Below are 23,678 nucleotides of genomic sequence, written 5' to 3'. Positions count from 1 at the left end.
AATGACTTTCATCACGAAAAGACGATTTCAGCTAATTTAAAATCAGTCTAAATAAGGGCTTTTAAGCCTGTTTTTTGAAATACTTCCGACCTAAAATCCAGGTTGAAAGTGTAGTAAAGGTAACCACGGTGATCGAACTGATTGGCATGATGATTGCAGCGAAGAGCGGATGCATATGCCCTGTGACAGCGTAACTTAAACCAACAATATTGTATAGAAAACTGATTATAAATGTCATTTTCACAATGGTGATAGAGCCCTTACAAACGTTCAGGTAATTGTCTAAGGTGACCACTTTATCACCGTTCATAATCACATCAGAGGATGGTGTAAAACTATTTGTATCGTCAGCAATTGCAATTCCTACATTACTTTGTTTTAAAGCTCCGGCATCATTAAGACCATCTCCAAGCATTGCAACTTTCATGTGTTGATCCTGAAGGTTTTTAATGTAATTCAGCTTGTCTTCCGGGTTTTGGTTAAAGGCCATTCCTTTGTAATTTGGAATAAGCTCTTTAAGCTGGTTTTCTTCTGAGGAATTATCTCCACTCAGGATAAATATTTTGTAGCTGGTTAATTTTGTGAAAAGCTCTTTCAGTTTCGGACGGTATTCATTCTTAAAGATGAATTTACCCAAATACACTCCGTTTTTGCTGATATAAACCGCTGTTTCCAGATTTTTAGGTTCCTGATCATTATAACGGGCAGACCCGATTTTATAAAGGTTTCCTCTTACAATGGCTTCGTATCCTTTTCCTGAAATTTCAACAAAATTTTCTACAGGGAAGTAATCATCATTTACTTCGATGAATTCATATAATGATTTTGAAAGCGGGTGGTTGGAGTTCTTTAATAATGTTTTAATATTCAGGGAATCAAATTCGTTGATCTCTGGTCCTTCATATTTGATATTTGATTTTTTTCTGTGGGTAATCGTTCCGGTTTTATCAAAGACAATCGTATCAAGCTTCGCGATTTTTTCAATCGTTAAAGTATCTTTTACATAAAACTTATTTCGGCCTAAGATTCTCATAATGTGACCGAAAGTGAACGGTGCAGACAGTGCAAGAGCGCAAGGACACGCAATGATCAGAATAGCTGAAATCACCTGGAACATCTTCTCCAGATCAATAAATGCCCAGTAGGTTCCTGCAACAAGAGCAATACCTAATATAATGAATGTGAAATATTTGCTGATGTTGTTTGTCAGTGTGTCAAGCCCTGTTTCGTGTTTCTTAAAGGCTTCTTTGTTCCATAGCTGGGTAAGGTAACTTTGGTCAACATCCTTGATCACTTCCAGTTCCAGAGAAGATCCTATCTGCTTACCTCCGGCAAAAATCTTATCACCAGGTTGCTTACTGATACTTTCACTTTCTCCAGTGATGAAGCTGTTATCGATATTTCCTTCTCCGTTGATCAGAATAGCATCTACCGGAATGATTTCCTGATTTCTAACGAGAATTCTGTCACCCACTTTTATTTCGGAAAGTAAAATATTATCCTGTTTTCCTTCAAAATCAACTTTTGTTACAGCAATCGGGTAGAAGGATTTGTAATCTCTGTCATAGGAAAGTGCATTGTATGTTCTTTTTTGGAAAATTTTTCCGAGAAGCATGAAGAATAAAAGTCCACAAAGAGTATCGAAATATCCTGGGCCATAATCTGTCACGACTTCATAAATACTTCTCCCGTATAGAACGAAAATTCCTAAGACAATCGGAACATCAATGTTGACGATTTTATTTTTTAAACCATACCATGCAGATTTATAATAATCTGAAGCTGAGTAGAAAACAACAGGCGTTGCCAGAAGGAATATCAGAGTTCTGAATAAGTCTTTATAATGGTCCATCCAATAATCTTCACCTCCGATATATTCAGGAAAGGCAAGAAACATTCCGTTACCGAAAGCAAAAGCAGCAATGGCAAATTTTACTAATAAAGATTTGTCAAGATGATCTTCATTTTTGTCAGCGGTTTCAAGGCTGATAACCGGTTTGTATCCTAGGTTAGTTAAAAATTTAGCGAGTTCGCTTAATTTCAGATCGTTATGATTGAATGAAATCTGTAAGGTCTTTCTTGTGAAATTAACCTGCGAATATTTAATATGCTTATTTAATGTATGAAGGCTTTCTAATAGCCAGATACATGAAGAACAATGGATTACAGGGATTTTGAATGTAACGAGACTGGTATTTCCTTCAGAAAAATCAGTCACTTTTTCAAAAATTTCCGGTGTATCTAAGTAGTCAAATTGAGTAGAATTTTCATCATTCGGACGAATTCCTGCCCCTTTATTAAGCTCATAGAAATTGCTTAAATTATTTAAATTTAGAATTTCGTAAACAGACTTACATCCATTACAACAGAAAGTCTTTTCATCAAATAAAATTCTCTCTTTTTCTATCCCTTGACCACAATGAAAACAGTTCTCGCTCACCCCATAAAATATTGAACTACAAAATTATAACAAATTTTTTTGTTTATCGCGTTAAAAAGTTCTATTTTTGTGATAAATATCATATAAAATGCCGCAGGAACAACAGATAGCAATTGAAGAGAGGTTCGCCAGAGTTTTTAATGATAAATCATTTAAAGAAAGACTTTCTAGCGCAGATTTTGAAAAATACATTAATGGCAAAAAGAAACTGAGTTTTCAGAAACATGATACCATTTTCGAGGATGGTGAAACTCCAAAAGGAGTTTTTGTTCTGGAAAAAGGGGCTGCCAAACTTTCGAAATCAGGAGCGTTCGGAAAAGATCAAATTTTAAGATTTATCAAAGAAGGGGATATCATCGGCTATCGTTCTTTGCTTTGCGGGGAAAATTTCCAGGCCAAAGCAGAAGCTATGACAGATATTGAATGTGTTTTCTTACCCGCAGATATTTTCATGTATCTTCTGGAAGTAGATCCGCAACTGTCTTTCGTAATGCTTCAGAAAATCTCATACGAATTAGGAGAATCTTCAAATACCATTACTTTCCTTGCCCAGAAAACAGTAAGAGAAAGACTGGCTGAAATACTGCTGCTTTTGGAACAGAAGCTGGGAGTAGATCCTGAAGGCTTCATCAAGATCTCATTAACGAGAGAAGAAATTGCCAATATCATTGGTACCGCTACAGAAAGTGCCATCCGTCTGATCTCAGAATTCAAACAGGATAGTCTCATTGAAGTAGACGGAAGAAATATCAAGATCTTAAATCACGACAAACTCATGAAACTCGGTCACGTAGTTTTATAAATCATACAAAAACTTAAGTCGGCTGAAGGCCGACTTTTTAACTTTTAAAAATAGATAAATTATGTCTGTTCACTCTGAAATTAAAAAAGTTACGACTGAAACCTTGCGTAAAATGAAATTCGACAAGGAAAAAATAACAATGCTTACAGCTTATGATTTTACCACAGCAAAGATGGTAGATGCAGGTGGAGTAGATGCTATTTTGATTGGAGACTCTGCAGCAAATGTAATGGCTGGTTTTGAAACTACATTGCCTATTACGCTGGATCAAATGATCTATCATGCTCAAAGTGTGGTAAGAGGAACCGACAGGGCTTTGGTGGTAGCAGATTTACCTTTCGGAACTTATCAGAGTAATCCTGAAAAAGCATTGGAATCTGCGGTAAGAATGATGAAGGAAGGTGGAGCACATGCCGTGAAAATTGAAGGCGGAAAGGAAATCTCCAAGTCTATTAAAAAAATCATCAATGCAGGAATTCCGGTAATGGGACACCTGGGATTAACCCCACAGTCTATTTATAAATTCGGAACGTATAAAGTAAGAGCTAAAGAAGAGGCAGAAGCTGAAAAACTGATTGCTGATGCACAGCTTTTGGAAGAACTAGGCTGTTTTTCTGTTGTATTGGAGAAAATACCTGCAGAATTGGCGAAAAAAGTGACTGAAAGCATTTCCATTCCTACTATCGGAATCGGTGCCGGAGCAGATTGTGACGGACAGGTTTTGGTATATCATGATATGGTAGGAATGAACAAGGGTTTCAGTCCGAAATTCTTAAGAAGATATCTTGACCTTTACACAGAAATTACAGGAGCAGTTTCTCAATATGTAAAAGATGTGAAGAATGTAGAGTTTCCAAACGAAAATGAAAGCTATTAATCTATGCAGAATCAACAATCTATCCAGGGAATATTATCTATTGCAGCACTGATTTGTCTTGCTGTAGGATGGTTTAATTTATTTTCCCCGGAAATCAATCATTTACTTTCAAGAAAAGTTTTTTATGTTCTGATAGGTGCGAGCTTCTTTATTCAGGCTCCACTGCTTACCAATAAGAATTTTGTCTATGCTATGTATGCTGCCGCTGTCATTTGTGTATTGGGAGCATTCATTCCGGAAGGTTCAAAACTTTCTGCAGTAAAAACAGTAGGGCTTCTGGCGGGAATCATCCTTTCATTATCCAATAGAAGAAGATAGACGGAAGAAGTATGAAGGAGCAGATTATATATGAAGACAACCATCTTCTGGTGATTAATAAAAAGGTTGGCCAGCTCGTTCAGGGTGATAAAACCGGTGATGAATCACTATTAGAATCCATCAAGAATTTTATAAAAATAAGAGATGCTAAGCCGGGAAATGTTTTTCTCGGCTTGGTTCATCGTATAGACCGTCCAACTTCCGGGCTGGTGATCTATGCCAAGACTTCCAAGGCACTTTCCCGTCTTACGCAGATGGTAAAAAACCGGGAGGTAAAAAAAACATATTGGGCGGTTGTGAGTAAAGAAATGATCCCACAAAGTCAGAGGCTGGTACATTATTTAAAGAAAAACGAAAAGAATAATAAAGCTATTGTTTTTCCTAAAGCTACCGAAGGCGCAAAAGAAGCAATTCTTACCTATAATGTTATCAAGACATTAGACAATTATTTGCTGTTGGAAATTGACCTTGAAACAGGTAGACACCATCAGATCAGAGCACAGTTATCCAAAACAGGAATTCCGATTAAGGGTGATCTGAAATATGGAGCACCACGTTCCAATCCGGATGGAGGAATCAATCTTCATGCAAGAAAACTGGAGTTTATTCATCCCGTAACCAAAGAAAATATTGAAATCATAGCTCCTGTTCCGCAGAATGATGCGATCTGGAGAGCTTGTGAAGAATAAGCATATTATAAAACTATACCATGAAATTCAAATCACTTTTATTAGCCACATTGCTGGTTATGGCATCTTGTTCAGACAATGATGAATTGCCGGTTGATAATTCACAACAGGCGATTACTGAAAATACTAGTAAAATATCGTGGAATTATCCTGTTTTGTCACCTGTCTTTAATGGATCGGAGCAAAATTATATGTTCGAATATGATGCTCAGGGAAGAATTAGTAAAAAAGTAGGAGGAAAGTTGGAACTTTCTAGTAGTACAGGGTTTCCTTATGCTTATTCAAAATCTGTTTATACAGCGGTAACCTATACAGGAAATACAGCAATTATGAAAGATTACAGCTCTGACCCTGGTTTCAATGTTCAGTTGAAGGAAAGAAGATTTGAATTTGATAACCAAGGTAGAGTTAGTAAAGTAGTTATTCCACAGGTTAATAATTCATATATGGATAAGTATTTGTCCTATACTTATGACGCTTCAGGAAAGTTAACTGAGATTTTAACTCAATATCCTAATGTTCCATACGATCCAACTGACTCGCAAGATTATATTTTGACCTACGTAGAAAAGTTTACTTATAATAACTCAGGAAATTTAGAAAAGGCAACTAAAACTGAAAAGCATAATAATGTTGATGCTTACATTACAAATGAAATTACATTTGATAACTTTGATTCTGCACAAAATCCATTTAAGAATTTGGGTATTTTTGAAGATTATTTTTACCTTTCATTATCAAAAAATAATCCTCAAAGAAGATTTTCAAAAGAGTTTAAACCTTATAGCTCCGAATTTTTTCTGAGCCAATCAAACTGGACTAATCAATATAATTCTGATGGAAGCTTGAAGCTTTTTTACTAAAAGAACTATTTAAAATAAAAGTGAAGACTGTCTCAAAATTGAGATGGTCTTTTTTCTTTAAAATCATTTCAGATTTTGCCCATTCTAAAAAAATGTCTAACTTCGTCTCAAACTTTAGGGGTGTCTGTTACCAACAGACTGAGACTTTACCCTTTGAACCTGATCTGGATCATACCAGCGTAGGGAAAAGTAGATGACTTTTGCTGTACATTCTATTGTACAATAATAGCCATTCCTAAAGTATATTTAAAATATTAGGAATGGAACTTATAATCAACCACACCCGAAAAACATTTGATGTACTTCCTGAAAATCTGGAAGCATTACTGGCTATTGAGCTGCCTGGAAAAAAGAAAGGTATTGCTGTAGCCCTCAACAATCGCATTATTCCCCTGACATTCTGGGCGGAAACCATCCTTAGCAACAACGATTCAGTTTTAATCATTACTGCCACTCAGGGCGGTTAATTCTCATATTTAATACCAATACTTATGGCTCACTCCATTACATGTTCGCCATTTCCGAACTCAAAGAAAATCTATGTTGAAGGTACATTACACCCTATCAATGTAGCAATGCGTGAAATACAGCTTAGCCCCACCAAACTTAGCAATGGCGGCTTTGAACATAATGCTCCGGTTACTATTTACGACACTTCAGGTCCTTATACCGATGAAAATGCAGTTATTGATATTCAGAAAGGACTTCCAAGAATCAGGGAACAATGGATTCTGGACAGAAATGATGTGAATATCCTGGAAGGAATCACTTCAGAATACGGAAAAGCCCGTTTGGCAGATCCACGTCTTGATGAATTAAGATTTTCTTACGATCATAAACCTAAAGTAGCACAGGAAGGAAAAGAATTGACCCAGCTTTACTATGCAAAACAGGGAATCATTACTCCGGAAATGGAATATGTGGCGATCCGGGAAAATCAAAGAATAGAACAGCTTGACTCCGTATCCAAAGAAATGTCTTTTCAACATCCCGGACATAGTTTTGGTGCCAATACTCCGAAAAGTAAGATTACTCCGGAATTTGTAAGAGATGAAATTGCAGCCGGAAGAGCTATTATTCCCAATAACATCAACCATCCGGAAAGTGAACCGATGATCATCGGAAGAAATTTTCTTGTGAAAATCAATGCCAATATCGGGAATAGCGCTGTTTCATCCAGTATTGATGAAGAAGTGGAAAAAGCAGTATGGGCTTGCCGATGGGGAGCTGATACCATTATGGATCTTTCAACAGGGAAAAATATTCACGAAACAAGAGAGTGGATCATCAGAAACAGCCCGGTTCCTATCGGTACTGTTCCTATTTATCAGGCTCTGGAAAAAGTAAAAGGAGTTCCGGAAGATCTGACATGGGAAATTTTCAGAGATACCCTTATTGAACAGGCAGAACAGGGAGTTTCCTACTTTACAATCCACGCAGGAGTTTTATTGAGATACATTCATTTAACAGCAAAAAGAGTGACCGGAATTGTTTCCAGAGGAGGATCTATTATGGCAAAATGGTGTTTATTCCATCATAAAGAAAGCTTCCTGTATACTCATTTTGAGGAGATTTGTGAGATCATGAAGAAGTATGACGTGGCTTTCTCTCTGGGAGACGGTCTTCGTCCAGGATCTATTGCAGATGCTAATGATGCCGCTCAGTTTGCCGAACTGGAAACTTTAGGTGAACTGACAAAGATAGCATGGAAACATAATGTACAGGTAATGATTGAAGGCCCGGGACACGTTCCGATGCACATGATTAAAGAAAATATGGAAAAGCAACTGGAAGAATGCCATGAAGCTCCGTTTTATACCTTAGGACCATTAACAACAGACATCGCACCTGGTTATGATCACATCACTTCCGGAATCGGGGCAGCAATGATCGGATGGTTCGGGTGTGCAATGCTTTGTTATGTAACACCAAAGGAACATTTAGGCCTTCCGAATAAAGATGATGTAAAAGTTGGAGTAATAACATATAAACTGGCAGCTCATGCTGCAGATTTAGCAAAAGGTCATCCGGGAGCACAATACAGAGACAATGCATTAAGTAAAGCAAGATTTGAATTCAGATGGGAAGATCAGTTCAACCTTTCATTAGATCCTGAAACTGCAAGAGCTTACCATGATGAAACCTTACCGGCAGAAGGAGCAAAAATTGCGCATTTCTGTTCTATGTGCGGACCAAAATTCTGTTCTATGAAAATTACCCAGGAAATTCGTGAATCTGCAGAACAGGGAATGCTGGATAAATCACAGGAGTTCATTGAGAAAGGTAAAGAAATTTATATATGATCTTTGTTATCACTCCTGATCTGATGGTTCCAAAGGAAACAGATAGTATCAATCAGATGTTTCAGGAAGGTCTTGATCTGCTTCATATCCGAAAACCATGGATCAGCAGAAATGAAATGACTGAATTTATTACTCAGATTGATGAAGCTTTCTATCCACAACTGGTACTGCATACGCATTACGATCTTGGAAAGGAATTTACTATTTCAAGGTTTCATTTCAGAGAGATTGATAGAAAGGAAGATATATACAAGCCTTTTGTGAAAGAGAAGACCATTTCAACATCGGTACACGATATTAAAACATACAATACTTTGGAAAAAGAATGGGAATATGCTTTCATAAGCCCATTCTTTCCAAGTATCTCCAAAAAAGGATATGGAATGGATTCCACCATTAAAGAAGAAATAAATTACAGGAATAATCCGGATGTAAAATTGATTGCCCTTGGAGGAATTAATCAGGATAATATTCATGAAGTTTTCAAATCAGAAGCAGATGGAGCAGCACTATTGGGTACTATCTGGGAAAGTGAAGAGCCTTTAAAAGTATTTAAAAAATGCAGGAACGTCCTTATGTCACAAGTATAGCAGGCTTTGATCCCAGTGGTGGAGCAGGCTTATTATCAGATTGTAAAACCTTTGAACAATCGAAAGTGATTGGGCTGGGAGTATGTACAGCATTGACATTGCAAACAGCTTCCCAATGTCTTAGTCTTGAATGGCGGCCATTGGAGGAAGTGACAAAAGCAATTCAGGTATTGTTGGAAAGCTATCCTGTTTCAGCAGTGAAAATAGGAATTGTGAAAGATGCAGAATTTCTGGATGAAATTATAAAAACCGTAAAGAGTAACGATCCTGAAGTAAAAATAGTTTGGGACCCTGTTCTTAAAAGCACTTCCGAATTCAATTTTTTTGATCTTGAAACACTTCCTCAATTAAAAAATACAGTTAATCAACTCAGTTTAATAACTCCCAATTATAATGAATACAAAGTTTTAAAGGAAAATAATCTTTTACCGGATTCCAATACATGCTCATTGCTGATCAAAGGAGGACATAGAGATGATCATTTAGGAACGGATGTTTTAGTTGAAAACGGAAAAGAAACTCTTTTAGTTGCAACTGAAGATAATACAATATATTTTCCTAAGCATGGTTCAGGCTGTGTTTTATCTTCAGCAATTACAGCAGAACTGGCCAAAGGTGAAAATATGGAAACTGCCTGTCGGAATGGAAAATTATATATCGAAAAATTTTTAAAAAGCAATTCCTCTTTGCTGGGAACGCATTCATAGAAACATGGAAAAATTACAATACATATCACAAGGAAACACAATACAGGAACAGGAATTTCATATCCGAAAAGCCCTTGATAACGGAATCAAATGGGTACAGGTAAGATGGAAAAATGCTCCTGAAAATGAATTGATTCATCTTTGTGAAATATCAAAACAACTTTGTTCAGAATATCAATCGGTTTGTATCATCAATGATCATGTACAAATAGCGAAAGAAATTGACGCGGATGGTGTGCATTTAGGATTGAACGACAGTGCCATCGAAGAAGCAAGATTGATCTTAGGTGAAAATAAAATCATTGGTGGAACAGCGAATACTCTTTCAGATGTCATACAGAGAATCAATGAATCTTGTGATTATATCGGTTTGGGGCCATTGAGATTTACCACAACCAAAGAAAAATTAAGCCCTGTTCTTGGGTTTGAAGGATATCAGAAAATCATAGATGGTTTAAGAGAGCAATCAATTGACATTCCTAAAATATTTGCAATCGGAAGTGTTGGCCTTGAAGATATTTTGCCATTACAAAAAATCGGGATTTATGGTGTCGCCGTTTCCGGGATTATTACCAAGCAGCCAACTATTATTAATGAACTAAAAAAAGTAATGATATGAAAAATCAGAAATTAGAAATAGCAGGAAGAACTTTTGAATCAAGACTGTTTTTAGGAACAGGAAAATTCGGAAGTCTGAGAGATATGGTACAGTCCGTCATCGCATCAGAAACCGATATGGTGACTATGGCATTAAAAAGAATTGATGCCCAATCCAATGAAGAAAATCTGCTTGATTCTTTAAGAGAAACCAATGTTCATCTTCTCCCTAACACTTCCGGAGCCAGAACCGCAAAAGAAGCTGTATTAGCGGCACAATTAGCCAGAGAAGCACTGGAAACAAACTGGGTAAAACTGGAAATTCATCCCGATCCGAAATATTTATTACCAGATCCTATTGAAACGTTATATGCAACCGAAGAACTTGCCAAACTTGGATTTGTTGTCATGCCTTATATTCATGCCGATCCTGTTTTATGCAAACGTCTTGAAGATGCAGGAACAGCTGTTGTAATGCCTTTGGGAGCACCAATTGGAACGAATAAAGGATTAAGAACACAGGATTTCCTTGAAATAATCATCAGCCAGAGTAATGTTCCTGTAGTAGTAGATGCAGGAATTGGTGCACCGTCAGATGCGGCAAAAGCCATGGAAATGGGAGCAGATGCTGTTTTGGTTAATACCGCCATTGCTGTTGCAAGAAATCCATTAAATATGGCTGTGGCTTTTAAAGAAGGAGTTATTGCCGGAAGAAGAGCTTTTGAATCAGGATTGGGGGCAATTGCTAGCCATGCCGAAGCTTCAAGTCCGCTTACTTCGTTTTTGTTTGAATAAATCAAAATTATGAAAACCTTTAAAGATGTTTTTGAACGCTACCAATGGGAGGAGGTAAAGAATAAGCTTGAAAAAGTAACTCTGGCTGATGTAAGATCCAGTCTTCAGAAAAAGAATAAAACCCTTGATGATTTCCTGAATCTTCTGTCACCAGCAGCTTCTCGGGAATTGGAACTGATGGCAGGAATGACGCAGATGCTCACCCAAAAACGATTTGGAAAAACCATTCAGCTCTATGCTCCGCTGTATCTCAGTAATGAGTGTCAGAATATCTGTACCTATTGCGGATTCAGTCTTGATAATCAACTGAAAAGGAAGACACTTTCCGATATGGAACTGATGATTGAAGCATCAGTATTGAAATCTATGGGAGTGAATCATGTACTGCTGGTGAGTGGTGAAGCCAATAAAATAGTTGGAGTTCCTTACTTTCAGAATGCTGTCCGTAAGTTAAAACCTCATTTTTCCAATATCTCCATTGAAGTTCAACCCTTAATGGAAGAAGAATACAGATTGCTGCATGAGGAAGGAGTGCATTCCGTGTTGGTCTATCAGGAAACCTATCATCAGGATGTTTACAGAGAATATCATCCGAAAGGTAAAAAATCAAACTTTCATTTTCGCCTGGAAACTCCGGACAGGATAGGAAGAGCAGGAATTCATAAAATCGGGCTTGGAGTTCTCCTTGGACTTGAAGATTGGAGAGTAGACAGTTTTTTCAACGCATTACACATTGATTATCTTCAGAAACACTACTGGAAAAGTAAGTTTTCTGTTTCCTTTCCAAGGCTCAGGCCAGCAGAAGGAATCATTGAACCTAATTTTATTATGGAAGATAAAGACCTTCTTCAACTCATTTGTGCTTACAGGATCTGGAATGAAGACCTTGAAATTTCCATTTCTACCAGAGAAAATGAAGTATTCAGAAATAATATAGTATCTCTGGGAGCTACAGCGATGAGTGCAGGCTCAAAAACCAATCCGGGTGGCTATGCCGTAGATAAAGAATCTTTGGAACAGTTTGAAACCAGTGACGAACGAAGTATGGATGAGATCAGACTCATGATCAAAAAAGCAGGCTACGATCCTGTCATGAAAGACTGGGATTCTGTTTATAGTGGATTTTAAAATTTTTAAACCATTAAGGACTTTGAAAAAGTAATTAAGAAAAAATCGAAGATTTTTAAGATAACATCTTTTTAAAGCGAAGCTCAGCTTAACTTTTCTTACCAACTTAAAGAATCTTAATGGTTCAATTATCATAAAGTATGAAAAAAGAAGATCAATTTTCACGGTACAGCCGGCAGATATTTATTGAAGAAATAGGATTGGAAGGACAAAAGAAAATATTAGCCTCAAAAGTCCTTGTCATTGGTGCAGGAGGCTTGGGAAGTCCTGTAATTCAATATCTGGCCGCTGCCGGAGTAGGAACTCTGGGAATTGCAGACTTTGATGAGGTAGAACTTCACAATCTGAATCGGCAGATCATTCATACTGAAGAAAAGGTAGGACTCTCAAAAGTAAAGAGTGCTAAGATATTTGTGGAGAACCTTAATCATCAGGTTACATTGAATGGGATTGAGGAAAAAATAAATGAAATAAATGCTCAAGAAATTCTTTCTCAGTACGATGTTATCGTGGACGGATCAGATAACTTTTCCACAAGATATCTGGTGAATGACACCTGTGTACAATTAAAAAAGGCTCTGGTTTACGGAAGCATCTTGGGATTTTCAGGACAAGCTGCTGTATTTAATCATAACGGAAGTAAAAATTTGAGGGATATTTTTCCTGAACCGCCTTTCGATGAAGATGTGCCGGATTGTGACAGTCTTGGTGTATTGGGAGCCCTTCCCGGAATCATAGGCAGTATGATGGCTCTTCAGGCATTAAAAATTATCACAGATCTTCCGGTGAGTGTTAATCAGCTGACATTGGTAGATACGCTGGACTGGAAATTTCAGACGATAGATTTTTGATGTAAATGTAAACACTAATGTCACTAATATTTTCACGAATAACACCATTTTACGATCAATAGGAACGGGCTTTAGCCCGTTTTACTTTTATAAAACCATCCTTCGGCTTTAGCCAAAACTTGCCCAACAAATAAAAAATAGGCGCAAATCATTTTACGCCTATTTTTATTCTATTACAAAAAAAGAATTATTGTGCCTGCTGCATTACGCCTCCGTTATCTTCTTTTTTAGTCTGGTTCAGGATGTTTGGGTCCTCTTTTGCCAGCTTATTTCTTGTCGGAATTTTATAATTGATAGAAAATCCGAAATTTCTCGTGTCATACTTGCTGCTTATCATTACCGGAGTTCCCGATGGCGGATTAGAACGTACCTGCATCATCTGTCCGTTGAAAATATCATTCGCGAAAACAGATAGTGTCAGACGGTTGTTCATAAACTTCTTCGTCAATGTGATATCAAGAGAGTTGTTGAATGGTTTCTCTGCCGTGAAGTAGAAATATCCTGCTTTTGGCGTCAGATAGCTGTAATTGGCTGTCATTTTGATGTCTTTAGGCAAAAGAATCTGAGTCATAATATTGAAAATCCAGAACCCTTTATTGTTCAGATTGTCGATTTCATGTTTCTGATAACCAGCATATAAGTACATGAAGTTGATTTTGTCAGGATTGAAATCAAATTTCATAATCTCACTCAAAGGCTTGCTGAAAATCATAAAAGGGACAGGTAGTCCAACGTTGAAATTGTGAATTTTCATATTTGAAATATTTACCTGCTCATTAAAGAGTTTTCTTCCGTCTTTTCTGATGATTTGTGCCACCTGATTACTTGCCGAACTTACGCTATACCCTATAAACGCATAATCAAAAGCTGATACTTTTATTTCATAATTATCAAAAATTGTGGGCTGTAGATTCGGGTTACCGTTTACTTCCGTGCTTGGTCCGGAGAACGTTACGTTATTCGGGTTAAGTGCGGAAATACTTGGTAAACTGATTTTTCTGTTGTAGTTTGCAGCAATATAAACCTGATTCATCATGTTATACTGCACACTTGCGTTCGGGAAAAATTTAAATTTATTGAAAGGAATAAGGTTAGCTTCTACAAGTTTTGCATCCTTATCAAAATATCTTGTTACCCCGGAAATATCATAGTTTTCAGCACGGGAACCCAATGTGAAGTCAAATTTTTTCAATTTAGCCTGAAATTCTAAATAAGTTGAAGCCGTCTGTCTCTGATATTCAAGATTGGTTAATCCAAAACTTTCTGTATCGTAATCCTGTTTTTCATACAATCCTCCAAAGCTTACCTTTCCTCCATCAAGAAGTTTGATCGGTTGGGCATAATCTACTTTAAAGTTGGCAATATTCATCACAGATTCATTGTTCAGAATATCTTTTAAGCCACTCATAGCACTATTGATAGGAGTGTTTGCAGGTATTACAAATGTACCGTTCTGGAAATAATTGTCCTGAGCAAACTTACTGTTAGACCTTGTATAGCCAAATTGGAAATCCAGCTTTTGAGATTTGTCAGCAAAGCGTTTCTGATATGTTACCACAGCTTCCTGTCTCAAACTATTGGTATGGGCAACATCCGAAGAAGTATAAAAAGCCTCTCTTAAATCCTTTGGATTATTTTCAAAAGGTAAATCCCCATGGCCGTTACTTAAAGTGTAGTTGTCATTATTGTTGTGATAAATATCGTAGTTTAATAACAATCTGTCCTGCCCTAAGTCAAAAGTTAACCCGGATTTTGCAAAATATCCACGTCCGTATCTGTCCGTATGACTCGTTAAAAGCTCATCCTGCTGACCATTCAGCATACTTTCACGATAGTTTTGTCCTACATTCAGCTGCCATCCGAAATATTTATTTCTGGCATTTAAATTAACGGAGTTGGTCGTTCTGCTTCTATACTTGTCGTAATTTGTAAAAGAATAATTCCCTGAATAAGTAGCAGTTAAATATTTATTGGCATTTTTGTTCGTGATGATATTCATGATCGCACCTCCGGAAGTGGCCGGAAATTCAGCGCCGGGTTGGGTAATCACTTCAATTCTTTCCACAGAATTGGCAGGCATTCCTTCCAGGAAGGAGTTCAATTCATTAGAAGTAATGTTTAAAGGTCTTCCGTTAAGATATACTTCCAGCATTTTTCCCTGATACATCATTCCTGCGATGTCGGTAGATACAAGTCCAGGAAGTTTTTTTATTCCTTCCAGAACGTTTCCGTTGTTTAGCTGAGGTTGCTCGGAAAAGTCAAAAATAGTACGGTCTGCCTTTTGTTCAACTGCTTTTTTAGTTTTGGTGATAACTACACCTTCAATTTGCTTTTCCTGAGGTTTATTATTTTTCTCCTGCGAGAAAACAAAAACAGAGCTTAATAAGGATAAAGCGAAAATCGTTTTTTTCATAATGTTTTTACTGATATCCGGTTAGACGCTGAAAAAGATAATTTGTTACGCTAAAATTGTGAAAATCGAAAAATTAAGCTAAAATTTTTTTTATTTCCGAAATAATTATATCTTTGCCAGGTAATTATCAAGAATCTCTAGATGGGATAGCAACCTGCAAAAACAAGCAAGGTGCTGCAATCGATAAGCCGGATCTTCCGGAAAAAATGTTTATCATTCTATCACACTCCCATCTTGAATTTTTGTTTTAAAGTTAAAACCAAATGTTTAAAGACAAGGGAAATCACATTCCATCAGTAATTTTTTATTCTTCGGATCATGAAGTGAATCTTCATTATTCCAATATGTTTTCATGCCATTTCTACATGCGCATGTGTTGTTGCTTCTAGCTATTTCTATTTTTAAAAAATAATATAAACATTTCGAAGACCGATGGTAACCTTAAAATTAAGGCTACAGGATTTGTATTGCTCAAAAACAATTTTTAACAACAAAAGAACACAACAATACTATGCACAATTTCAAAAAAAGAATCTTTGTTCCTTCTATCGCGCTCATTTCTACATTTTATTACGCACAGACGGACACTTTACAATCTAAAAAAATAGAAGATGTAGTCATCCTTGGATCAAGAGGCTCCGGAAGATCATTGACGGAGACCCCTGTTCCGGTAGATATCATTAACATATCAAAAATTTTAAAACAGAGCCCGACTAATAATATCAGCCAGGCTTTAAATTATATTGTACCTTCATTTTCATCCACTTCTCACACCGTTAACGATGGAACTGATTTCGTAGATCCTGCTCTTTTAAGAGGGTTAGGTCCAGATCAGGTTTTAGTTTTGTTAAACGGGAAAAGAAGATACCAGTCTTCATTAATTAATGTTACGCTTACACCGGGAAGAGGTTCTGTAGGAACTGACCTCAACGCCATTCCAGCTTTTGCTTTAGAAAAAATTGAGGTTTTAAGAGACGGTGCTTCTGCTCAATATGGTTCTGATGCCATTGCAGGAGTAGTTAACCTGGGATTGAAAAAAAGATTAGGACTTTCCGGACAGGTATTTCTCGGTGGATACGCTTCACCTGTTGCCAATAATTTCTCCGGAGGAGTGGATGGACAAACCATTTCTGTGGATCTTAATTATGGAGCTAAAATAGGAAAGTCCGGATTTTTTAACGTTACCGGTTCTGCCCAATATCGTGATCCATATTCCAGAGCAGGAGTGAGGGAAGGAGATATCTTTAATGCTTATAATGCAATTAATTACAGAGCATTACAGGATGGAGTGAATATTGACGGTTTGTATAAAAATATTACCAATACTCCCAATACTCAGCAGATTATCAACACGATTAAACAGTATGCAGCCCAAGTAAATTATTTTGGGAATGATTTTCAGTCTCAGATCTCAGGGGCAAACAGTATTTCTGAACTTCAAAAAATATTGGGTAGAGATTTTACCTCCCAGGAGCTTAATTACAGAGGGTTGGAGAGAAAAGATTTCAGTTTGAGAGCCGGACAGTCTAAACTACAGTCAGGGCAGCTCTTTTTCAACTCTGAAATTCCTGTTAATGATGAATGGAAGATTTATTCATTTGGAGGCTACAGCTACCGTCTTGGAAATGCAGGAGGATTTTACCGACTTCCGAATAATGAAAGGAACATCAATGCCGTTACTCCCAATGGATATCTTCCTCAGATTGAAGCAGCGGTAAATGATTATTCTCTTGCTGCCGGAATTAAAGGAAAATGGAAGGGCTGGAATGTAGATTTCAGTAATACGTTCGGGAAAAATGTTTTTGGTTTTGGCGTTGTCAATACTTTTAATGCTTCGCTTACAGACGGTTCACCAAGAACATTTGATGCCGGAGGATCTGAGTTCTCACAAAATACCGTCAATCTGGATTTCTCAAAAAAATACGATGTGCTGAAAGGTTTGAACATAGCATTCGGAGGAGAATACCGACACGAGAATTATAAAGTAAATGCAGGAAAAGAAAATTCTTATGCTTCTTACGACATTTATGGACGTGTGGTAACCGCTAACACTCCTGAAAATGAAAAAGTAACTGATTTCTTTGAAAAAGTAAGACCAGCTGGGGCTCAGGTTTTTCCAGGCTTTAGTCCGGAAAATGCCGTTTCAGGAAACAGAAACAGTGTTGCTGCTTATGCTGATGCAGAACTGGAGGTTACTGACGGATGGCTGTTGGAAGGAGCCTTACGATATGAGAACTATTCAGACTTCGGATCTACATTTAATTATAAGGTGGCAACAAATGTAAAACTGACTCCCAATCTGAACTGGAGAGGAGCAGTTTCTACAGGATTCAGAGCGCCTTCATTGGCTCAGATCTATTACAGTTCCACTTCCACGTTGATTCAGCAGGGAAAAACTACACAGGTGGGTACTTTCAGGAATAATTCTGAAGCAGCACAGGCATTGGGTATTCCGAAATTAAAACAGGAGACTTCACAATCTTACAGCACAGGAATTACCTGGAAGATTCCGGCATTAAGCCTTACTTTCACAGCAGATGCTTATTTAATAAAGATTAAAGATAGAGTAGTGCTTACAGATCTTTTCTACCGTCCTGATGGTAGTTTTACTCCAGGTTCTGATCAGGCTGTTCTGCAGAGTGCTTTTGATTTGGCGAGAGCAAGTGCTGCTAACTTTTTTGCCAATGCTGTAGATTCTCAGACGAAAGGTTTGGATATTACCATTTCTCAGAACTCAAAAATCTCATCGGGAGTTTCTTTGGAGAATAATTTAGGAGTCAATTTTAATCAGACCAAAAGAATCGGGGATATCCATGCATCTCCTAAATTGGTAAGCCAGATCGATAATTATTTCTCAGAACCGAACAGAGTGTATTTTGAAGAAGCTGTTCCACGAGTAAAAGCAACCTTGTCCAATACTTTAAGATTTTCCGGCTTTACTTTCGTACTACGTAATTCTTTCTTTGGTAAAGTGACAGATGCAGATGTAGTGGACGCTAATTTTGATGGGGTAACAGGAAGCACAGAGCATTTCATTCTGAATAGCCGTCTGGTCACAGATTTATCTGTAGGATATGATTTTAATAAAAATATTTCTGCAACCATCGGAAGTAATAATATCTTAAATATACTGCCTTCCAAAAGTCCGAATATAAGTTCTTTAACAGCTGATAATCAGTTTGTCTATTCCAGACAGGTTTCTCAGTATGGTATAGGAGGAAGGTTCTTATTTGCAAGAGTTGAATTCAGATTCTAATCAATAAAGCTTAGAAATTTAATAAAAAAACAGAGAATAAATCTCTGTTTTTTTATATCCTGTTACTCAATAAAAAATGAATTTTTTGTTATCGTCATTGTCGTAATTTATTTATTTTAATGAAGAAAATTCAATAAATTCATATTCTGCTGAAGATGTGAAAAGCTGTCTTAATACTGCCGCATGGCCATTTCCTGCAATCACAAGAATTCTGTCTTCACTGTTGTGTGGTATGTTTTGAATATTGCGGAACATTCTCAGATTTCTGCTGTACCAGTAAAGGGCAAGCATATCGGCACCATCATGTTCTCTTAGTTTAAAATCTCCGCTTAAATAAGCACCATATCCGTATTGATGACTTTCTTTTGAATTCATATAAATAAAAGTGTCTAAGAGCGATTTGAAATTCTTAGGTTCAGAACTCTTGAAGAAACGGTTAAACTGTTGGGAAATCGCATCATCACTACTGAAATCATAATCTTTGCTGAGGTTGTTAAAAAATGTAGAATCAGTTTTTCCAAAATGCTTCTGAAAATCATCCCAAACAGATTCTGCATCAATGCTGAAAAGTTCATTGATTTTAAGTTCATTGGCGATCCTCATAGCAAGCTGATACCGCTCGTCTCTTTTGTCCCGGTGCTTGCCCTCACTGTATTCTTTAAGCTTTTGATTGGCATTCCAGTTTGGCCAGGCTTCAATGGCAATTTTTGTAGGCTTAAATTTTTTGATATAATCCACCAGCTCCGTGACTTCTTTTGAAGTTTTAGGATCCAGTACATCCACCTGGTCTTCTTTATTGGTTTTATTGGCATCCAGATTAGGGTAATCAAAATGAAATGATCCAACAACCAAGACTTTAGTCTTTGGATTTTTAAAATAATCTGAAGGCTTTGTTTGGGCAAAAACAGATGTAGACAGGCATAATAGGAAAATATAAATAATGGTTTTCATAGTATTATTATTTTTTGTTTGTATTAAATTATTGAGCACGGTTTTTCTCTTCAAAATTTACCGTTCTGTTGTTTGATTTTACTTTCTGATTTCCAAAATTGTATGTGATGCTGAGTGTCATTCTTCTGGCATCCCAATAGTTGTTGAATGACTGTGTATTATCAGTAAAATACATATCAGCCTTGAATCCGGACTGCTTGAAAATATCACTCACCGAAAGGTTAACCTGAAGCGCTTTTTCCGCAAAGCTCATCTTTACTCCAGCATCCAGACTAGCTCTGTTCTTCACAGTAAGATAACCATCACGGGAAGGGAGATTATTCCAGTAGTTGATAAATAGCATGAATGTTTTAGCCTTATTCAGCTGGAATGTATTGTTGAAAGAATAATAAAATGACTGCCCGTTTTTAGGAATCAGATTAAACCTTGTAATCTGAGTCTGATTATAGCTGAACGAAGTTGAAATATTACTTTCCCAGATTTTGAAGAATGTATCTGTATAATTCAAATTGATTCCGTAAATATCCTGATTGTAATAGTTTTCAAAAGTGCTGGTAAGATCAATTCCGTTCAGGAAGGAGATCTGATCAAAATTATTCGTTGTTCTCTGGCAATAAAGATTGGCAGAAAATTTATTTTTAAAAATATAATTGAATTCAATATTGTGATTGAAAGAGGGCTGCAGGCTTGGATTTCCTGAATAGTAGGTATTCGGATTAGAATACCATCGGAACGGGTCTAAAGCCCGGAAATAAGGACGGTTGATTCTCCGGGAATAATTAATGCTGAACTGATTATCCTGATTGGCTTTATAAGATACATAAGCTGTCGGGAAAAATTTTCCGTAATTATTCTCAGATTTTATCTGTGTAGTGGGAGAGAAACCGCTGGTTTGTGAATATTCATAACGGAGACCTGCCTTCACAGACCATTTTTCGTTCAAATCTTTACTGGCGCTGATATACGCAGCATAGTTCTTTTCATTATAATCAAAAAGATTGCTTTTTGCAGGATCAATGATATGATTCCCATTGATAACATTAAAATATCCAATCTCTGAATTATTAGAAAACTCGCTGAATTTCGCACCGGTTTCTAACTGAATTTTTTTGAAGTTTAAAGTTAAATCTGCCTGTCCGGAATAGATTTTATAATCTACAGACGAAAGATTTTTGACAACCTGTGTTGAATTGCTGGCAATATTTTTTGTGGTAAAGTTAACTTCAGTATCCGGAAGATTTCCATAGTAATTGGTTCCTAAACTTAGTTTATGTTCTCCAAATTTCTGATCAAAATACAAATTCAGCATTTGTGAAATAAAAGAAGAACGGTGTTTAGAATCCGTATTTGTCTGCAACGTGGGATTGCTTCCGGTGAGGTAATTCTGTTTTGAATTGATGTCCATATTGGAGTGTCCCTTCGAAATATCATATATCAATCCGATATTGGAATTTTTCGTGAGAGAATAATCAAAATTGGCATTCAGGCCTAATCCATCATTCATATCTCTTCTTTCATCTCTGCTTATAGAGGAGTTTTCACCTATTATTTTATAGTTTTCTACCGATCTTTTGTCTCCATCGTATCCCTGAATTTTTACCGAAGCTTTCATCTTTTCATTCTGGTAGTTTACTCCTGCTGCGGTGCTGAATGCAGCGTATGTTTTTTGAGTATAATTCGTAGTCAGATAACCGTTCCACCCGAGATTCTGATTTTTTTTAAGAACAATATTAATAATCCCGCTGTTTCCCTGAGCTTCATATTTGGCAGGCGGTGTGGTGATCACTTCAATTTTAAGGATGTTTTCAGAACGAAGGTTTCTCAGATAATTGATCAGTTCAGATCCGGAAAGATTAAGCATCCGGTCATTCACCATCACAGAAACTCCATTTTTTCCTGCAATGGAAAGAAGACCTTTGTTCTCATCTACCTGTAATAAAGGAGTTCCTGCCAAAACCTCAGTTCCTGAGCTTCCCTGCGAAAGCATAGAATTCTGAACATTATAAACAAGACGATCTACTTTTCGCTCTACCAGAACTTTTTTACCGTTCACCGTTACTGCCTCAATTTTGTTAACGTTTGCAGTATCTTTAGTTTGTGCGGTTACCAAAGAACAAACAAGTGTAGTTATAAATAAAAACTGTTTTTTCATAAGATGTAAATAACAGATTAAATGCTGTTTAGTTTAAATTTCTGTGACAAAAGTATAAGAAGGTCATTTGAAAAGAAATAGCATTTAGATGAAGGCGATGATTTTGGATGTCAAAATAGTTTCGTCGGAAAAAAATAGGTTTTTGTCGAAAAAGGTTGATGAATTGTCCCTGCAGAGATTTATATTTGATTATGAATAAAAAGCAAATTATCTGGCTTCAAATTATTTACTGGGGGTTCAATTTTTTTGGAACCGTCATTACGCCTAATTTTTTTGTTCCGGAGACCAATCGTCTTGAATTACATATTCTGAGAATTACCTATTTTATTGTAAAAATTACCACATTCTATATTTCCTATCTGTTTATATTTCCAAAGGTTTTTAAACTTGAGAAACTGTATTCAGCGGTTTTCGTTTTTATCCTGACATTGTTATGTTTTGCCAGCATGAGATATGCTTTGGAAGAAATGATTCTGCCTTCTACTCTTGGCTTCCGTAATTATGATGAAAGAACAGGGCTTCTCTATTATTTCTTCGATAATATATACAACAGTTCTTTAACTACTTTTATAGCAGGTATTCTATGGATTCTGGAAAAATATGGAGTGGCGGAAAATGATAAGAAGCAGCTTCTGATCGAAAAGAAACAGGCAGAACTGCAGGCACTGAAGACTCAGATCAATCCTCATTTTATTTTTAATTCATTAAATAATATTTATTCCCTGGTCTATCAGAAATCAGATAAAGCACTTCCTGCCATTGAAGAACTTGGGCAATTGCTGAGGTACAGCACAAAAGACCTTGAAAAAGACTCTATTCCTCTGGATAAGGAAGTTGGATATATTGACAGTCTGATTGCGCTGGAGAAACTTAGAATCAGACATCCTGAGTTATTGCTTATCGAAAAAAATATTCAGCATCCTCATCTGAAGATTTCACCGATGTTGTTGGTCCCATTTGTTGAGAATGCTTTTAAACATGGTGATTTCCGGAATAAAGGGTTTGAGATGAAAATTTCAGATCATGACAAGGTGCTGCATTTTTATCTTTTAAACTTTAAGACACAGAAAATGAAAGATACTGTTTCCGGAATAGGAATTCAGAATGTGAAAAAAAGATTGGAAATTTTGTATCCTAAACACCAGCTGGAAATCAAAGATTCAGAAACGGAATTTATTGTAGATTTAAAAATTGATTTGAAGGATGAATAAGATAAAATGCATTATTGTTGATGACGAACCATTGGCAATCTCTCTTCTGGAGCATTATGTGGAGAAAACTCCTTTTCTTGAACTGGTTTTCTCTACAGAAAATCCGATTCTGGCTTTAGAATATCTGCAGAAAAATGATTCTGACCTCATCTTTCTGGATATTCAGATGCCGGAACTTACGGGAATCAATTTTATGAAGATTGTAGGAGCCAATCAAAAATATATTTTAACAACCGCTTATTCGGAATATGCATTGGAAGGCTATGAACATAATGTGGTAGATTATCTTCTAAAACCTATTTCTTTTGAAAGGTTTCAAAAGAGCGTATTAAAAGCTCAGGAACGTTTTTCTTTTCCACAGGAAGAAAATACCCATTTCTTTGTGAAATCTTCGGGGCAAAGGCATCGGATCGGTTTTCAAGAAATTCTTTACGTTGAAAGCATCAAAGACTATGTCAATATCCGAACAGAAAGTAATGAATATATTGTTTTGGATACTCTTAAATCTATGGAAAATCAGCTTTCTGAAAAATTTGTAAGAATTCACAAATCTTTCATTGTCAATTTGGATAAAATCAAAAGTATCGGGGCAAAAAAAGTTATTCTTTCTGAATATGAAATTCCGATTGGTGAAAGCTATAGAGCGGGGCTTTTGGATAGGTTAAAATAAGTATATTGTAAGTTTTGGCTAAAGCCAATTAGAATGGATGCCTAAAAATCTGGTGAACTAAAGTC

Annotated in this window: 20 protein-coding genes and 2 riboswitches; of the genes, 16 read left to right on the top strand and 4 right to left on the bottom strand. The window is 36.6% G+C overall.

Annotation, left to right across the window (positions count from 1 at the left end):
* Positions 1-61 precede the first annotated feature (61 nt).
* Positions 62-2,440, bottom strand: a complete 2,379-nt coding sequence (locus ACLMCG_RS18255) for a heavy metal translocating P-type ATPase (protein ID WP_413960701.1) — start codon at positions 2,438-2,440, stop codon at positions 62-64.
* Between the two features lie 88 nt (positions 2,441-2,528).
* Between ACLMCG_RS18255 and ACLMCG_RS18250 the strand changes: the two genes are divergently transcribed.
* The 13 genes from ACLMCG_RS18250 to ACLMCG_RS18190 all read left to right on the top strand — a co-directional run bounded on the left by ACLMCG_RS18250 (position 2,529) and on the right by ACLMCG_RS18190 (position 12,960).
* Positions 2,529-3,242, top strand: coding sequence for a Crp/Fnr family transcriptional regulator (locus tag ACLMCG_RS18250; protein WP_034692595.1), 714 nt, complete (start codon positions 2,529-2,531; stop codon positions 3,240-3,242).
* Between the two features lie 61 nt (positions 3,243-3,303).
* Positions 3,304-4,119 carry a 3-methyl-2-oxobutanoate hydroxymethyltransferase gene (panB, locus tag ACLMCG_RS18245; RefSeq protein ID WP_047381678.1) on the top strand — a complete coding sequence of 272 codons (816 nt, stop codon included), beginning with the start codon at positions 3,304-3,306 and terminating at the stop codon, positions 4,117-4,119.
* Between the two features lie 3 nt (positions 4,120-4,122).
* Positions 4,123-4,437, top strand: coding sequence for a hypothetical protein (locus ACLMCG_RS18240; protein WP_223601379.1), 315 nt, complete (start codon positions 4,123-4,125; stop codon positions 4,435-4,437).
* Positions 4,438-4,448: 11 nt separating this feature from the next.
* Positions 4,449-5,126 (top strand): RluA family pseudouridine synthase, encoded by a 678-nt coding sequence (locus ACLMCG_RS18235; protein WP_413960700.1) that lies wholly within the window; start codon positions 4,449-4,451, stop codon positions 5,124-5,126.
* A 20-nt stretch (positions 5,127-5,146) separates the two neighbouring features.
* Positions 5,147-5,989 carry a hypothetical protein gene (locus tag ACLMCG_RS18230; RefSeq protein WP_413960699.1) on the top strand — a complete coding sequence of 281 codons (843 nt, stop codon included), beginning with the start codon at positions 5,147-5,149 and terminating at the stop codon, positions 5,987-5,989.
* Between the two features lie 106 nt (positions 5,990-6,095).
* Positions 6,096-6,192: riboswitch (TPP riboswitch) on the top strand.
* A 57-nt stretch (positions 6,193-6,249) separates the two neighbouring features.
* Positions 6,250-6,456, top strand: a complete 207-nt coding sequence (thiS, locus tag ACLMCG_RS18225) for a sulfur carrier protein ThiS (RefSeq protein WP_413960698.1) — start codon at positions 6,250-6,252, stop codon at positions 6,454-6,456.
* Positions 6,457-6,480: 24 nt separating this feature from the next.
* Positions 6,481-8,292 carry a phosphomethylpyrimidine synthase ThiC gene (thiC, locus tag ACLMCG_RS18220; RefSeq protein ID WP_413960697.1) on the top strand — a complete coding sequence of 604 codons (1,812 nt, stop codon included), beginning with the start codon at positions 6,481-6,483 and terminating at the stop codon, positions 8,290-8,292.
* Entirely contained in the window at positions 8,289-8,882 is a 594-nt protein-coding gene (locus ACLMCG_RS18215) for a thiamine phosphate synthase (RefSeq protein WP_413960696.1), read from the top strand. Before thiC ends, ACLMCG_RS18215 begins: the two co-directional genes overlap by 4 nt.
* A complete protein-coding gene (locus ACLMCG_RS18210) occupies positions 8,852-9,589 on the top strand; it encodes a hydroxymethylpyrimidine/phosphomethylpyrimidine kinase (RefSeq protein ID WP_413960695.1) in 738 nt (245 codons plus the stop codon). The genes ACLMCG_RS18215 and ACLMCG_RS18210 overlap by 31 nt, the downstream gene beginning before the upstream one ends.
* A 4-nt stretch (positions 9,590-9,593) precedes the next feature.
* On the top strand, positions 9,594-10,208 hold the full coding sequence (locus tag ACLMCG_RS18205) for a thiamine phosphate synthase (protein ID WP_413960694.1): 615 nt from the start codon (positions 9,594-9,596) through the stop codon (positions 10,206-10,208).
* Complete coding sequence (locus tag ACLMCG_RS18200; RefSeq protein ID WP_413960693.1) at positions 10,205-10,981, top strand: thiazole synthase; 777 nt, start codon at positions 10,205-10,207, stop codon at positions 10,979-10,981. Before ACLMCG_RS18205 ends, ACLMCG_RS18200 begins: the two co-directional genes overlap by 4 nt.
* Before the next feature lie 9 nt (positions 10,982-10,990).
* Positions 10,991-12,109 carry a 2-iminoacetate synthase ThiH gene (gene thiH, locus ACLMCG_RS18195; RefSeq protein WP_413960692.1) on the top strand — a complete coding sequence of 373 codons (1,119 nt, stop codon included), beginning with the start codon at positions 10,991-10,993 and terminating at the stop codon, positions 12,107-12,109.
* A 140-nt stretch (positions 12,110-12,249) separates the two neighbouring features.
* Positions 12,250-12,960: a HesA/MoeB/ThiF family protein gene (locus ACLMCG_RS18190; protein WP_413960691.1), complete on the top strand. Its 711-nt coding sequence runs from the start codon at positions 12,250-12,252 to the stop codon at positions 12,958-12,960.
* Positions 12,961-13,147: 187 nt separating this feature from the next.
* Here ACLMCG_RS18190 and ACLMCG_RS18185 read toward each other — a convergent pair whose 3' ends face one another.
* A complete protein-coding gene (locus ACLMCG_RS18185; protein ID WP_223601390.1) occupies positions 13,148-15,373 on the bottom strand; it encodes an outer membrane beta-barrel protein in 2,226 nt (741 codons plus the stop codon).
* A gap of 119 nt (positions 15,374-15,492) precedes the next feature.
* Positions 15,493-15,590, top strand: a riboswitch (SAM-I-IV-variant riboswitch).
* 294 nt (positions 15,591-15,884) lie between these two features.
* On the opposite strand from ACLMCG_RS18185, the gene ACLMCG_RS18180 reads away from it, so the two are divergent.
* Entirely contained in the window at positions 15,885-18,629 is a 2,745-nt protein-coding gene (locus ACLMCG_RS18180; RefSeq protein WP_413960690.1) for a TonB-dependent receptor plug domain-containing protein, read from the top strand.
* 111 nt (positions 18,630-18,740) lie between these two features.
* Here ACLMCG_RS18180 and ACLMCG_RS18175 read toward each other — a convergent pair whose 3' ends face one another.
* On the bottom strand, positions 18,741-19,580 hold the full coding sequence (locus ACLMCG_RS18175) for a DUF5694 domain-containing protein (RefSeq protein ID WP_413960689.1): 840 nt from the start codon (positions 19,578-19,580) through the stop codon (positions 18,741-18,743).
* A 28-nt stretch (positions 19,581-19,608) separates the two neighbouring features.
* On the bottom strand, positions 19,609-21,732 hold the full coding sequence (locus ACLMCG_RS18170; RefSeq protein WP_413960688.1) for a TonB-dependent receptor domain-containing protein: 2,124 nt from the start codon (positions 21,730-21,732) through the stop codon (positions 19,609-19,611).
* Positions 21,733-21,923: 191 nt separating this feature from the next.
* Between ACLMCG_RS18170 and ACLMCG_RS18165 the strand changes: the two genes are divergently transcribed.
* Together ACLMCG_RS18165 and ACLMCG_RS18160 are read left to right on the top strand one after the other, a co-directional pair.
* Positions 21,924-22,943, top strand: a complete 1,020-nt coding sequence (locus tag ACLMCG_RS18165; RefSeq protein ID WP_413960687.1) for a sensor histidine kinase — start codon at positions 21,924-21,926, stop codon at positions 22,941-22,943.
* Positions 22,936-23,613, top strand: coding sequence for a LytR/AlgR family response regulator transcription factor (locus ACLMCG_RS18160; protein WP_413960686.1), 678 nt, complete (start codon positions 22,936-22,938; stop codon positions 23,611-23,613). Before ACLMCG_RS18165 ends, ACLMCG_RS18160 begins: the two co-directional genes overlap by 8 nt.
* Positions 23,614-23,678: the final 65 nt, after the last annotated feature.

The sequence above is a fragment of the Chryseobacterium sp. S90 genome (assembly GCF_047444895.1).
Lineage (GTDB): Bacteria > Bacteroidota > Bacteroidia > Flavobacteriales > Weeksellaceae > Chryseobacterium.
This window is presented reverse-complemented; position numbering and strand designations above follow the sequence as displayed.

Bases quoted from the DNA above. Each gene is read 5' to 3' on its own strand.
- ACLMCG_RS18250 (WP_034692595.1), top strand. From the start codon at position 2,529: ATGCCGCAGGAACAACAGATAGCAATTGAAGAGAGGTTCGCCAGAGTT.
- panB (WP_047381678.1), top strand. From the start codon at position 3,304: ATGTCTGTTCACTCTGAAATTAAAAAAGTTACGACTGAAACCTTGCGT.
- ACLMCG_RS18240 (WP_223601379.1), top strand. From the start codon at position 4,123: ATGCAGAATCAACAATCTATCCAGGGAATATTATCTATTGCAGCACTG.
- ACLMCG_RS18235 (WP_413960700.1), top strand. From the start codon at position 4,449: ATGAAGGAGCAGATTATATATGAAGACAACCATCTTCTGGTGATTAAT.
- ACLMCG_RS18230 (WP_413960699.1), top strand. From the start codon at position 5,147: ATGAAATTCAAATCACTTTTATTAGCCACATTGCTGGTTATGGCATCT.
- thiS (WP_413960698.1), top strand. From the start codon at position 6,250: ATGGAACTTATAATCAACCACACCCGAAAAACATTTGATGTACTTCCT.
- thiC (WP_413960697.1), top strand. From the start codon at position 6,481: ATGGCTCACTCCATTACATGTTCGCCATTTCCGAACTCAAAGAAAATC.
- ACLMCG_RS18215 (WP_413960696.1), top strand. From the start codon at position 8,289: ATGATCTTTGTTATCACTCCTGATCTGATGGTTCCAAAGGAAACAGAT.
- ACLMCG_RS18210 (WP_413960695.1), top strand. From the start codon at position 8,852: ATGCAGGAACGTCCTTATGTCACAAGTATAGCAGGCTTTGATCCCAGT.
- ACLMCG_RS18205 (WP_413960694.1), top strand. From the start codon at position 9,594: ATGGAAAAATTACAATACATATCACAAGGAAACACAATACAGGAACAG.
- ACLMCG_RS18200 (WP_413960693.1), top strand. From the start codon at position 10,205: ATGAAAAATCAGAAATTAGAAATAGCAGGAAGAACTTTTGAATCAAGA.
- thiH (WP_413960692.1), top strand. From the start codon at position 10,991: ATGAAAACCTTTAAAGATGTTTTTGAACGCTACCAATGGGAGGAGGTA.
- ACLMCG_RS18190 (WP_413960691.1), top strand. From the start codon at position 12,250: ATGAAAAAAGAAGATCAATTTTCACGGTACAGCCGGCAGATATTTATT.
- ACLMCG_RS18185 (WP_223601390.1), bottom strand. From the start codon at position 15,373: ATGAAAAAAACGATTTTCGCTTTATCCTTATTAAGCTCTGTTTTTGTT.
- ACLMCG_RS18180 (WP_413960690.1), top strand. From the start codon at position 15,885: ATGCACAATTTCAAAAAAAGAATCTTTGTTCCTTCTATCGCGCTCATT.
- ACLMCG_RS18175 (WP_413960689.1), bottom strand. From the start codon at position 19,580: ATGAAAACCATTATTTATATTTTCCTATTATGCCTGTCTACATCTGTT.
- ACLMCG_RS18170 (WP_413960688.1), bottom strand. From the start codon at position 21,732: ATGAAAAAACAGTTTTTATTTATAACTACACTTGTTTGTTCTTTGGTA.
- ACLMCG_RS18165 (WP_413960687.1), top strand. From the start codon at position 21,924: ATGAATAAAAAGCAAATTATCTGGCTTCAAATTATTTACTGGGGGTTC.
- ACLMCG_RS18160 (WP_413960686.1), top strand. From the start codon at position 22,936: ATGAATAAGATAAAATGCATTATTGTTGATGACGAACCATTGGCAATC.